General features: G+C 72.6%; 9 protein-coding genes. 3 read left to right on the forward strand and 6 right to left on the reverse strand.

Translation table 11 applies throughout. The features are described from left to right. Nucleotides 1-29: 29 nt before the first annotated feature. The gene (locus tag EJV46_RS15535) at nt 30-974 is read right to left on the reverse strand and encodes a transglutaminase family protein (RefSeq protein ID WP_131549603.1); all 945 of its coding nucleotides are present in this window, start codon (nt 972-974) and stop codon (nt 30-32) included. Nucleotides 975-1,073: 99 nt separating this feature from the next. Between EJV46_RS15535 and EJV46_RS15540 the strand changes: the two genes are divergently transcribed. The 3 genes from EJV46_RS15540 (at nt 1,074) to EJV46_RS15550 (ending at nt 5,137) form a co-directional block, all read left to right on the forward strand. Further along, nucleotides 1,074-1,763 carry a response regulator transcription factor gene (locus tag EJV46_RS15540; RefSeq protein ID WP_131549604.1) on the forward strand — a complete coding sequence of 230 codons (690 nt, stop codon included), beginning with the start codon at nt 1,074-1,076 and terminating at the stop codon, nt 1,761-1,763. A gap of 175 nt (nt 1,764-1,938) precedes the next feature. Beyond that, entirely contained in the window at nt 1,939-3,273 is a 1,335-nt protein-coding gene (locus EJV46_RS15545; protein ID WP_131549605.1) for a HAMP domain-containing sensor histidine kinase, read from the forward strand. Between the two features lie 322 nt (nt 3,274-3,595). Next, the gene (locus tag EJV46_RS15550; protein WP_131549606.1) at nt 3,596-5,137 is read left to right on the forward strand and encodes a DegQ family serine endoprotease; all 1,542 of its coding nucleotides are present in this window, start codon (nt 3,596-3,598) and stop codon (nt 5,135-5,137) included. A 116-nt stretch (nt 5,138-5,253) separates the two neighbouring features. On the opposite strand, the gene EJV46_RS15555 is transcribed toward EJV46_RS15550, so the two are convergent. The 5 genes from EJV46_RS15555 to EJV46_RS15575 all read right to left on the reverse strand — a co-directional run bounded on the left by EJV46_RS15555 (nt 5,254) and on the right by EJV46_RS15575 (nt 12,725). Further along, nucleotides 5,254-5,925, reverse strand: coding sequence for a hypothetical protein (locus EJV46_RS15555; protein WP_131549607.1), 672 nt, complete (start codon nt 5,923-5,925; stop codon nt 5,254-5,256). A 165-nt stretch (nt 5,926-6,090) separates the two neighbouring features. Beyond that, a complete protein-coding gene (locus EJV46_RS15560) occupies nt 6,091-7,863 on the reverse strand; it encodes a DEAD/DEAH box helicase (RefSeq protein ID WP_131549608.1) in 1,773 nt (590 codons plus the stop codon). Nucleotides 7,864-7,989: 126 nt separating this feature from the next. Continuing rightward, on the reverse strand, nt 7,990-9,027 hold the full coding sequence (locus EJV46_RS15565; protein ID WP_131549609.1) for a methyltransferase: 1,038 nt from the start codon (nt 9,025-9,027) through the stop codon (nt 7,990-7,992). Between the two features lie 99 nt (nt 9,028-9,126). After that, entirely contained in the window at nt 9,127-10,695 is a 1,569-nt protein-coding gene (locus EJV46_RS15570; RefSeq protein ID WP_131549610.1) for a hydantoinase B/oxoprolinase family protein, read from the reverse strand. Continuing rightward, nucleotides 10,692-12,725: a hydantoinase/oxoprolinase family protein gene (locus tag EJV46_RS15575; RefSeq protein ID WP_131549611.1), complete on the reverse strand. Its 2,034-nt coding sequence runs from the start codon at nt 12,723-12,725 to the stop codon at nt 10,692-10,694. The genes EJV46_RS15570 and EJV46_RS15575 overlap by 4 nt, the downstream gene beginning before the upstream one ends.

Genomic DNA, 12,725 nt, shown 5'->3' on the forward strand with positions numbered 1-12,725 from the left:
CCTCCGTTTCCGGAGGATAGGCCCAGGCCCTACGAGGGCGGAAGCGTGCCCGCCTCGATGCGCCGCACCTCCACCGAGACCTCCATCCCCAGAAAATCCTCCGGCCGGCCGGTGAAGCTGCCGCTGATGGGCGCGGCCTGGCGGATGTCGCGCACCGTCGCCACGCGGATCAGGTCGCGGCTGCCCATGAGGCCGTTGGTCGGGTCGAAGGCGATCCAGCCGGCGCCGGGGAGATAGACCTCGCACCAGGCATGGGTGGAGCCGGCGCCGAGCAGCGCGCTCTCCTCCGGCACGCGCAGATAGCCGCTGATGAGCCTCGCCCCCAGGCCCATGGCGCGGCAGGTCTCGATCATCAGCACGGCGAAGTCGCGGCAGGTGCCCGAGCCGCGATCCAGCGTCTCGATGGGCGTCTGGGTGCCGGCCTCCTCGCGGGCGCGATAGGCGAAGCCGGCCTGGATGCTGGCGTTGATGTCGCGCAGCAGGCCCAACGTCGGCGTCGGATAGGCGGCCACGAAGCCCTGTCCCCAGCGCAGGACACGGCCTCCGGGATCGGCATATTGCGCGATCATCATGGTGCCGAGGTCGGCGCGGTCGTCGGGCGAGTAGAGGAAGGGCCAGTTCCGCGCCTCGGGCGTGATCTCGGCCGCGATATCGCGGGCCCGCTCGTCGCCGAAGCGCTCGACGACGAGGTCACTGCGGATGACCAGCTCCCGCGTCGGCGCGTCGAACTCGGCCATGGCGATGCTGTTGCCGAAGACGTCGTGGAACCAGCGCAGCTTTCCCGGCGGCGAGAGGGTCAGCGAGGCGGAGAGCAGCCGCATGTCGTGGCTGTCGTGCGGGCGCAGCATCAGCCGCTGCGGGCCGAGCGCGACGGGAACCGCGTAGCGGTAGGTGGTGACGTGGGAGACGGCGAGCAGGTCGCGCGGCCGTCCCGGGGACGGGGCATCGGGCGCGGTGGGGGTGGGGACGGACATGCAGGTTCATAGCACCTCCGGCCCGGCGCCGGGCGCATCTCTCCCGCCGTCGCGCGATCCGTGGCAGGCTGGCCGGCCCAACAGGCTGCACGAACCCAAATGCGCATCCTCCTCATCGAGGACGACGAGACCACCGCCGGCTACGTGGCCAAGGGCCTGCGCGAGGAAGGCCACGTCGTGGACCATGCCAATAACGGCCGCGACGGCATGTTCCTCGCCATGAACGAGCCCTTCGACGTGATCGTGACCGACCGCATGCTGCCGGGACCGGACGGGCTCTCCATCATCCGCGCGATCCGCCTGGCCGGCATCGCCACGCCGGTGCTGATGCTGACGGCGCTGGGCGAGGTGGAGAAGCGGGTGGAAGGCCTGGAGGCCGGCGCCGACGATTATCTGGGAAAGCCCTTCGCCTTCGCCGAGCTGCGCGCGCGCATCCGGGCCCTGGCCCGCCGCCCTTCCGGGCCGCCGGCCGAGCAGTCGGTGCTGAGCCTGGGCGATTTGCGCATGGACCTGCTGCAGCGCACGGCCGCGCGCGGCGCGCGCAAGCTCGACCTGCTGCCGACGGAATGGCGGCTGCTGGAATTCCTGATGCGCCATCCGGGCGAAGTCATCACGCGGACCATGCTGCTGGAGAAGGTCTGGGATTTCTCCTTCGATCCCACGACGAATGTGGTGGACGTGCATGTCAGCCGGCTGCGCCGCAAGCTCGACCTGCCGGGCGAGCCGCCGATGATCCGCACGGTGCGCGGCGCGGGCTACGCGCTCTCCGCCCCCGGGACGGAGGGATGATGGAGAGGGATCGTCACTCGTCAGCAGAATCCGGCCGCACAGCGGCCGGCGCCGCCCAACCGACCGCCCCGCCGGGTGCCCCCTTGGCGCGGCGAAGCCAAGGCGGCGGAGCCGCCGCCCGGCGTCTGAGGGCGGAAAAAACATTCCTTCCGGCCGCCTATGGCGACCGGAAGGAATGAGGCACCTCTCCAGCTTCGCGCTGCGGGCCGCGACGGCCTCGGCCGCCGTCATGCTCGTGCTGTCGCTGCTCGGCTCCTATTGGGGCTGGTGGCGCGCCGAGGCGGCGCTGCGCCAGCAGCTCGACCTCGCGATCGCCGCCGAGGCCGAGGGCTTCGTGCGCGAATTCGAGGAGGCGGGAATCCGCGGGCTGGCCCTGTCGGTGGAGGCCTATGCGCGGCGGCGCGGCCCCCTCTTCGTGGCGCTGCTCGCGCCCGACGGCCGGGTCATCGCCGGCCGCCTGCCCCAGCCGCCGCCGCCGCTCCGCGGCTTCGCCAACCTGCCGGGCACGGGGGAGCGGCCGAGCCTGCGTGTCCTCGGCGGATCGCTGCCCGGCGGGGGCACGCTGCTGGTCGCGGCCGACCTCACCCCCGTGGACCAGGCGGCGACGGCCCTGGCCTGGACGCCGCCGATCGCGGGCGGCGCGGCGGCGCTGCTGGCGCTGCTGCTCGGCTTCGTCGCGGCGGGGCGGATGGAGCGCCGGCTGGCCTCCGCCTCGGACGCCGCGCGCGACGTGATGGACGGAGACCTCATGCGCCGCCTGCCGCTCAGCGGCCGCGACGACGAGTTCGACCGGCTCACCGAGACCTTCAACGCGCTGCTCGGCCGCATCGAGACGCTCATGATCGCGCAGCGGCAGGTGACGGACGACATCGCGCACGACCTGCGCAGCCCCCTCTCCCGCCTGCGGCAGCTGCTGGAGGGCGCGCTGGCCGGCCCCCGCGACCCCGCCGCCGATGCCGAGGTGCTGGAGCGCGCCATGACGGAGCTGGACGCGGTGCTCGCCAGCTTTTCCGCCCTCCTGCGGATCGCCCGGGCCGAGAGCGGGGTGCTCCGGCAGGGCTTCCTGCCGGTGGACCTCTCCGCGCTCGTGGAGACCAGCGCGGAGATCTACGCGCCCGTGGCCGAGGAGGCGGGGAAGGCGCTGCGGACCGAGATCGCGCCCGGCATCGCGCTGCGGGGCGATGCGGCGCTGCTGCGGCAGGCCGTGGTGAACCTGATCGAGAACGCCGTCCATCACGGCGGATCGCAGGTCGTTCTGCGGCTGCGCCCCGGGCCGGTGATCGAGGTGGAAGACGACGGGCCCGGCATCCCCGCCGGGGAGCGGGAGGCGGCGATGCGCCGCTTCCACCGGCTGGACCGCAGCCGGTCGACGCCGGGCACCGGCCTCGGCCTCGCCCTGGTCGCGGCGGCGGCACGGGCGCATGACGGCGCGCTGACGCTGGAGGATGGCGCCGGCGGGAAGGGCTTCCGGGCCAGGCTGACGCTGACACCTGACGCCCGGATGACCTGAAAGGGTCTCGCGCCACAACCACGAACGCGGCCGCACGGCGGCCGGCATCGCCCAACCGTTTCACGCCCGGCTGACCCGACAAGTCCCTGCGCCACAACCACGAATCCGGCCGCATGGCGGCTGGCGCCGCCCAGCCGAATTCACCGCCGGCACGACAGTCGCGCGGCGAAGCCAAGCGCGCGGAGCGCGCGCCCGGCGTTTGAGGGCGGAAATTCTGACACGATCTTCACGATCGGTCCCGCTCGCCTCCAGCGTCCCCGGAGGAAGCTCCCATCATCCAAGGCGGGACTGTCCCGCGACCGATGAACCGGAGAGACGCCTCATGACGACGACTTCCACCCCCTCCCGCCGCCGCCGCGCCGGCTTCGCCGCCGTGCTCATGGCCGGGACCGCGCTCGGCAGCCTCGCCTTCTGGGAAGGCTCGGCCGGCGCGCAGCAGGCCGCCATCAACCCCGCCCCCATCACGCGCCAGGCCGCCGTGGCCCTGCCCGGCTTCGCCGACCTCGTGGACCGCGTCCGCCCCGCCGTCGTGACCATCACCGCGACCGAGCGCGCGGCCAATGCCTCCGCCCGCTCGCCCTTCCCCGAGGGCAGCGAGCAGGACCAGATGTTCCGCCGCTTCTTCGGCGACCAGGCCCCCCAGCGCGGCGGCCAGGGCCAGGAGCGTCCGCGCGGCGGCCGCGCCCTCGGCTCGGGCTTCGTGGTGAAGGCCGACGGCACCATCGTCACCAACAACCACGTGGTCCGCGAAGGCGGCACCGTGACCGTGACGCTGGAGGACGGCCGCGAGCTGCCGGCGCGCGTCGTCGGCCGCGACCCGCGCACCGACATCGCCGTGCTGAAGGTGGATGCCGGCGCGCCCCTGCCCTTCCTCGAACTGGGCGACAGCGCCCGGGCCCGCGTGGGCGACTGGGTGGTGGCCGTGGGCAATCCCTTCGGCCTGGGCGGCACCGTGACCACGGGCGTCGTCTCGGCGCGCGGCCGCAACATCGGCCAGGGCCCCTATGACGACTTCCTGCAGATCGACGCCTCCATCAACAGCGGCAATTCCGGCGGCCCGCTCTTCGCCCTGGACGGCTCGGTGATCGGCGTGAACACGGCGATCTTCTCGCCGACGGGCGGCTCGGTCGGCATCGGCTTCGCCATCCCCTCGAACATGGTCCGCCAGGTGGTGACCCAGATCGAGGAGAACGGCCGGGTCGAGCGCGGCTTCCTGGGCGCCACGACGCAGAACCTGACGCCGGCGCTGGCCAGCGCGATGCGCCTGCCGCGGCCCGAGGGCGCGCTTGTCGGCGACATCCAGCCGGACAGCCCCGCCGCCCGCAGCGGCCTGCGCCCCGGCGACGTGGTGACCAAGGTCGGCGAGACGGCGGTGGCCAATCCACGCGACCTGGCCCGCCTGATCGGCGACAGCCGCCCGGGCAGCACGGTCCAGCTGACCGTGCAGCGCGACGGCCAGCCCCGCGACCTGAGCGTGACCCTGGCCACCCTGCAGGACGGCGAGAGCAACCCGGCCCGCGGCGGCAAGCCCGGCCAGCGCGGCGAGCGCGAGCAGCAGCGCGGCGGCCCGGTGGGCGTGGCCCTGGCGCCCATCGACGAGCGGGCCCGGCAGGCGCTGAACCTGCCCGAGGGTGCCCGCGGCGCGGTGGTCGCCCAGGTCCGCCCGGAGAGCCCGGCCGCCGCGGCCGGCCTGCGCGAGGGCGACGTGATCGTGGGCGTGGGCAGCCGCGACGTGGCCGACGTGAACGCGGTCGCGACCGCGATCCGCGAGGCCGGCCGCCAGCCGGGGACGGCGGTGGCGCTGAGGATCATCCGCGAGGGCCAGAGCGCCTTCGTGGCGGTGCAGATCCCCGCGCGCGGTTAAGCGGCGGGAGCCTGAGTTCCCGGGCCTCACCCCCTCTCCGGGGTCCGGGACACTGAGCCACGCGGGCCGCCCCCCGGCCCGCGTGGCCTTTTCGCGTCCGCGGGCTCCCCTCGGGCTCAGGGCAGGGCGGTGACCGTGCAGCGCGCCCCGGCGATGGGAATGTCGGCCACGTAGAAGGTCCAGCGGCCCCGCCAGCTCTTCTTGCCGAAGACGAAGGCGAGGTTGTCGTAATGCGTGCCCTTGATCGCCGCGTGGCGCCCGCGGATCCCCAGGCCGAGGCTCGTGGAGGTCATGGCCGTCATGGCCTGCTTGACGGCCGCGTTGCGGTGCCGCTCCTCGATGCCGTTGCGATTGGCGTGGAAGGCCCAGAGCGAGCCGTCCGAGCCATCGCCGATATGGACGGAGCATCCCGTGAGAGGGCCGGTGAAGAAGGTCTTCGCGGAGGACGGGATCTGAATGCAGGTGACGGCGTCCTCCTCCCAGGGCAGGTAGCAGATTCCCTTGTCCTGCCAGCCCGGAATGGCCGTCACGGTGTGCCAGGCCTGCCTGCCGAGCTGGACGTGCCAGCCCTGGATGTTGTTCACCACGTCGTCGAACACCGTGTCCCCGTCGAAGGCGAAGTTGGTGTAGTAGGGCGGGCAGCGCTCGTACTGGTACGAGGACCAGCCCTGGTACTTGACCCGGTTCCGCAGGCGCAGGCCGGCGATCTCCGGACCGATATTGCCGAATTTCACCTTATGGGATTTGGAATAAGATTCCGGATCATTGATGAAATCCTGGACCGACATCCCGCGAATCTCCGTCTTCCGACAGTGCTCTTAAGGGATTCGTTCCAGAAACTGTAAATTTTTCCGCGATCCGGGACACCTTGCCGGCAGGAGACTCCGGCTTCCGCATGGAGCAACGGTGACCGGCCCGATCCGCCGAGCCTCACGGCGGATCGGACGCAGCGGTCAGGAGCGCGGCGGACGCGACGCCGCGGGGCGCTTCTTGGCGCCCTCGGCGCGCGGCCGGGCCTGATAGGCCGGACGCGGCTTGCCGGCATGGGGCGCGCGCGGCCCCGCCGCATGCGCGGCCCGGTCGGCCGGGCCGGCGGAGGCCGCCGGCTCGATGCGGATATGCGCGTCGTCCTGCCCGGGCCTCGAGGCGGCGATGGCGAAGCGCTCGGCCAGCTGGGGCGCGACCTCGAAGCGCGTCTCGCGATCCAGGATGCGGATCTGGCCGATGGCCTCGCGGGTCACATGGCCGCGATGGCAGAGGAAGGGCAGGATCCACTTGGGGTCCGCCTGGTTGCTGCGGCCCACATTCATGCGGAACCACACGCCTTCCACGGCCACCGGCGCCTGCTGCGGATAATCGCGCGAAGGCGCGACGGCGCGCGGACCGCGCTCGGTGCGCGGCGCATATTGCACCGGGCCGGCCAGCTCCTCGGGCGCGGGCAGGTGGCTGCGCAGCAGCCGGGCCAGGGCGGCCGCGATCGCCTCGGGGTTGCGGCCCTCCAGCAGGCGGCGGCCGAGGGCCAGGTCGGCCTCCTCGGGCATCTGGTCGAGCATGGCGGTCGCCGTCTCGGCGAGGCGCTCGACGTCCTTCGCCTGGATCTCCTCGGCGCTGGGCGCGGGCGACCACTCGGCCTTCACCTTGGCGCCCATGAGCAGGCGCTCGGCGATGCGGCGGCGATTGTGCGGCACGACCAGCGCGCTGATGCCCTTCTTCCCCGCGCGGCCGGTGCGGCCCGAACGGTGCAGCAGCGTCTCGGGATCGTTCGGCAGGTCGGCATGGATGACCAGCGCGAGGTCCGGCAGGTCCAGGCCGCGGGCGGCCACGTCGGTCGCCACGCAGACGCGGGCGCGGCCGTCGCGCAGGCCCTGCATGGCGCGGGTGCGCTCGGCCTGGGACAGCTCGCCGGAGAGCGCTACGGCGGAGAAGCCGCGCTCGACCAGGTTGCCGTGCAGGCGGTTCACCGCGGCGCGGGTCGTGCAGAAGACGATGGCCGTGCGCGGGTCGAGGTAGCGCAGCGTGTTCACCACCGCGCGCTCCATCTCGCCGGGGGCGACCGAGAGGGCGCGGTATTCGATGTCGGTGTGCTGCCCGCCCTCGCCGGCGGCGGCGATGCGCAGCGCGTCGCGCTGGAAGTTCTTGGCCAGCTGCGCGATCGGGCGCGGCACGGTCGCCGAGAAGAGCAGCGTGCGGCGCTCCGGCGGAAGGGATTCCAGAATGGCCTCGAGGTCCTCGCGGAAGCCGAGGTCGAGCATCTCGTCCGCCTCGTCGAGCACGACGGCGCGCATCGACTGCGGGCGAAGATTCCCACGCTCGATATGATCGCGCAGGCGGCCAGGCGTGCCGACCACGATATGGGCGCCATGGGCGAGCTGGCGGCGCTCGGTCATGGGGTCCATGCCGCCGACGCAGGAGATGACGCGGCCGCCGGCGCGGGCATAGAGCCAGTTCAGCTCGGTCTGGACCTGGAGGGCCAGCTCGCGGGTCGGCGCGACGACGAGGGCCAGGGGCAGGCCGGCGGCGGGCAGCCGCTCGGCCTCGCCGAGCAGGTCGCGCGAGATGGCCAGGCCATAGGCGACGGTCTTGCCCGAGCCGGTCTGGGCGGAGACGAGGAGGTCGCGGCCGGCGGTCTCGGCCTCGAGCACCGCGGCCTGGACGGCGGTGGGCTCGGCATAGCCGCGTTCGGCGAGGGCGGCCGCGATGGGCGCAGCGAGCGTGGGAAAGGGCACTTTCGGAATCCTGATGGGGCGCAAACCCACATCGGGCGTGGTGCGCGCCCCCGGCAGATAGGGGCGATGCGGCCGGCCGCAAAGCGCGCATCGGGCATCGCCGCAATGCGTTGGAGGGCGGGAGAGCTATTGCCCCTTCCTGGCCACCAGCATGGAATGCGGCCCGGCCAGGGGCTGCACCTCCGCCTCGGCGAAGCCGGCCTCGCGGGCCCAGCCGATCGCCTGGGCGCCCGTGTAGTCGAAGCCCGCGGGCGTCTCGATCAGCATGTTGAGGCTCATCAGCAGGCCAAGCGCGTTCTTCCGCCTGTCATCGTCGATCATCGCGTCGTAGACGAGCAGCGCGCCGCCGGGCGGCAGCGCCTCGTGCGCCTTGCGCAGCAGCATGCGCTTCTCGTCCAGCCCCCAGTCGTGGAGGATATGGCCCATCACCAGCACATCGGCCGAGGGCAGCGGGTCCGTGAAGAAGCTGCCGGGCTGGAAGCGGGCACGATCCGAGAGGCCCATCTCGGCCATGTGGCGCTCGAAGACGGGCCCGACCGACGGCAGATCGAAGCCGACGGCGGAGAGATGCGGATGCGCCCCCGCGACGGCGGCGACCAGCGCGCCCTGGGCGCAGCCGATATCGGCGAAGGTCCGGTGCCCGGCCCAGGGGAAGCGGGCCGCGATGATGCCGGCGGTCAGGCGGGTGCCGCCGCTCATGGCGCGCAGGAAGATCCCGAGCGTCTGCGGGTCGGCATAGAGGGCGGCGAAGGGGTCGCCGCCCTCGCGCGCCTCGTTCTGCGGCTGGCCGGTCTTCAGCGCCTCGGTCAGGCGGCCCCAGAAGGGGTAGAGGCGGCGATTGGCCATCTCCAGCAGCCCGCCGAGGTAGCCCGGCTTGGCGCTGTCCAGGAACAGGGCCGTTGCCGGCGTATTGGCATAGAGCCCGCCCGCGTCGCGCTCCAGCATGCCGAGCGCGACCAGCGCGTCGAGGAAGTCGGCGGCGCCGCGGCCGTGCAGCCCGTGCCGCGCGGCGAGGGCGGCGAGGTCCGCCGGGCCCTCGGCCGCCAGGCCGGTGAAGAGGCCGAGCTCGACGGCGGTGAGCAGGGTCTTGGAGGCCCAGAAGCCGAGGCCGAGCTGGAGGATGGCCTCGGGGGTGACGGTATCGGTGAGGGCGGCGTCGGGCATGCGCGGATCTCCCTGAATCGAGGGAGGATAGGCGCGGCCCCGCGCGAAGCGAACGGGATTGTGCGGCGGGGAAGACCCGCCGCAGCCGTCGCCCCGGCCTCAGCTGGAATCCTTCGCGTACATCCCCCCGCCGCCCGGCATCTCCACCACCAGCCGGTCGCCCGCCGGGATGACCTGGAAGCCCTTGGCCTTCAGCACCGCGCCCGAGGCCAGCTTCACCACGCCATTGGCGCCGTCGCCGCCGCCGTGGCGGCCGCGCGGCGGGTACTTCACGCGCTCGAAGGTCGCGAAGATGCCGAAGGCCTCACCGTGCCGATGGGCGACCTCCATGATCTGCCCGTCGCCGCCGCGATACCTGCCCTCGCCGCCGGAATCGTCGCGCAGGTCCTTCCGCCAGACGACCAGCGGCGCGACCGTCTCGGTCACCTCCACCGGCACGTTCTTCACGCCCGAGGGATAGGGCGTGGCGGAGAGCCCGTCCTGCGCCGGCCGCGCGCCGGAGCCGCCGGAGTGGAACATGGTCACCATGAAGGGCCGGCCGGTGTCGCCCGTGAGCCCCTGCCCCGCGCCGAGCTTCAGGTTCCACAGGTTGGAGGTTCCCTCCGCCGGCACGCGCCCAGGCAGCGCCTGGTCCAGCGCGCCGAAGACCACGTCGGGCATCATGTGGCCCATGGTGCTGCGCGCGTTCACCGCGGCCGGAAAGAGCGCGTTGACGATGCTGCCCTCCGGCGCCGTCACGCGCACCAGGTCCAGCGTGCCGGCATTGTTCGGGATCTCGGGTCCGATGATGCAGCGGATGCCGAAGGCCGTGTAGGCGTCGGTGTAGCAGAGCGGGCAGTTGATGCCGAAGCTGCTCTGGCCGGAAGTGCCGGCGTAGTCCACGGCGATATGGTCCTCGGCGAAGGTGACCGCCGCATGCAGGTCGACCGGCGCCTCCATGCCGTCGATGCGCATGTGGCTCTTCCACGTGCCCTTCGGCAGGGCCGCGATCTCCTTCAGCATGGCGTCGCGCGAGCGGGCGATGATGTGCTCGCCCAGCAGCTCCAGGTCGTCCAGACCGTTCTCGGCGAGCATGGCGGAGAGGCGGCGCTCGCCCGTCTCGTTGCAGGCCATCAGCGCGTAGATGTCGCCCTCCACCTGCACCGGCTCGCGGACATTGGCGCGGACGAGGTCCACCAGCCACCGATCCACCACGCCCTCGCGCGCGAGCGGCATGATGGGGATGCGGAGGCCTTCGTGAAACACCTGCCGCCCGTCCGGGGCGAGGCCGATGCCGCCGATGTCCACCACATGCACGGTGCAGGAGAAGAGCCCCACCATCTTGCCCTTGTGGAAGGCCGGCGAGGTCACGACGATGTCGTAGAGATGCCCCGTGCCGAGCCAGGGGTCGTTGGTGACGTAGTGGTCCCCCTCCTTCATCGTCCCGGCGGGGATCTTCGCCAGGAAGTGCTTCACGCTCCGCGCCATGGAGTTGATGTGGCCGGGCGTGCCGGTCACGGCCTGGGCGAGCATGCGGCCCTCCACGTCGAAGACGCCGGCGGAGATGTCGCCCGCCTCGCGCGCCGAGGTGGAGAAGGCGGTGCGGACCAGCGTCTTGGCCTGCTCCTCCACGACGGAGAGCAGCCGGTTCCACATCACCTGGTAGCGGATGTCGTCGTTCTGGCTCATGGCAGGAGCTCCAGCAGGATCTGCTCGGCGGCGTTGATGCGGGCGGACCAGCCGGCCGGCACGACGGTGGTGGTCTCGTCCTCGATGATGAGGGCGGGGCCGCGCAGCATCGCGCCCGGCGGCAGCGCGTCCCGGACATGGATGGCGGCCGGGTCGGTGCGGCCGGTGGCGGGGTCGGTGAGCGGACGCTCGCGTCCGGGCCGGCGCGCCGGCTCCGTGGGGAGTTCCGCCAGGAGATCGGGCTCCGCCACGGGGCAGGAGAGCGAGAGCGCCCAGGTCATGATCTCGGGCTGCAGGCCCGGGATGGCCCGGCCGAAGATGCCGCGATAGGCGGCGACGAAGGCGTCGTGCAGGGTGGCGGGGTCGATGCCGCCCGTGACAGGCACGGCGATCTCGTGCCCCTGGCCGCGGTAGCGCATGAAGGCGGTGCGGGTCTCGACCAGCCCTTCGGGCGCCGCCGCCTGGAGCACGACCCCCTCGGCCTCTTGGCGCATCTCCGCGAACATGGCCTCCAGCGAGGCCCCGTCCATCGCGTCGAGACGCGTGTAGCGCGTGCGCACGACCTCGAAGCCGATCGGCGCCTGCAGGAAGCCATGCGCCGAGCCCACGCCCGCGCCGCGCGGCACCAGCACCTTGGCGATGCCGAGCTTTTGCGCGAGCCGCGCGGCATGCAGCGGCGCCGCGCCGCCGAAGGCGATCATGGTGCGGCCGGCGGTGTCCTCGCCATTCTCCACGGCATGGACGCGGGCGGCGCTGGCCATGGTCTCGTCCACGATCTCGGCCACGCCCACCGGGGCGCCCGCGCCCATCGCCGTGAAGGCCCGGTCCGCGGCGGCTGTGTCCAGCTTCATCGTGCCGCCGGCGAAGAGATCCGGATCGAGCCGCCCGAGCAGCAGGTCCGCATCCGTCACCGTCGGCATGGTGCCGCCGAGGCCGTAGCTGGCCGGGCCCGGCTTGCTGCCCGCGCTGTCCGGGCCGATCTGGATGCGGCCCAGGCTGTCATGCCGCGCGATGGAGCCGCCGCCCGCGCCGATCTCCACCAGCTCGATCACCGGAATGCGGATCGGCAGGCCGCTGCCCTGCACGAAGCGATAGGCGCGCGCCACCTCGAAGCTGCGCGCCATGTGGAACTTGCCGTGATCGATGAGCGTGAGCTTGGCCGTGGTGCCGCCCATGTCGAAGGCCAGCACGCGGTCCAGCGCATTCTGGGCCGCCACGTGCCGCGCGAGGATGGCGCCGCCCGCCGGGCCGCTCTCCACCAGCCGCACGGGGAAGCGGCGCGCCGCCTCCACCGTGCAGAGCCCGCCGGAGGACATCATCATCAGCACCGGCGCGTTCAGACCCAGGCCGCGCAGCCCGCCCTCGATGCCCGCGAGATAGCCGTCCATCAGCGGGCGCACATAGGCATTGGCGATGGTGGTGCTGGCGCGGTCGTATTCGCGAACCTCGGGGCAGACCTCGCAGGAGAGCGAGAGGGAAACGCCCGGCAGCATCTCCGCCACGATCGCCGCCGCGCGGCGCTCATGCGCGTCGTTGGTGAAGGAGTGCAGGAAGCAGATGGCGATGGCCGTGATGCCGTCCGCCCTCGCCTGCCCGCAGACCGCGCGAAGCGCCGCCTCGTCCAGTTCCAGCAGCACGCCGCCATCGGCCGCGATGCGCTCGGGCACCGTGTAGCGCAGCGCGCGCGGCACCAGCGGCACGGGGCGCTCCATCGTCAGGTCGTATTGGGCGAAGCGGTGCTCGTAGGCGATCTCGATGCTGTCGCGGAAGCCCTCGGTGGTGATGAGCGCCGTCCTGGCGCCCTTGCGCTCGATGAGCGCATTGGTCGCCAAGGTCGTGCCGTGCAGGACGAGGCCGATCGCCGAGGGCTGGACGCCGGCCGAGGCCAGCAGGATCCGCGTGCCCTCGATCACCGCGCGCTCGGGCGCATCGGGCGTGGTCAGCAGCTTGTGGGAGAAGCTCCGGCCAGGCGCTTCGAGCACGAGGTCGGTGAAGGTGCCGCCGATGTCGACGGCCAGTCGGTGCTGCAT

Source organism: Roseococcus sp. SYP-B2431, assembly GCF_004336745.1.
GTDB lineage: Bacteria > Pseudomonadota > Alphaproteobacteria > Acetobacterales > Acetobacteraceae > Roseococcus.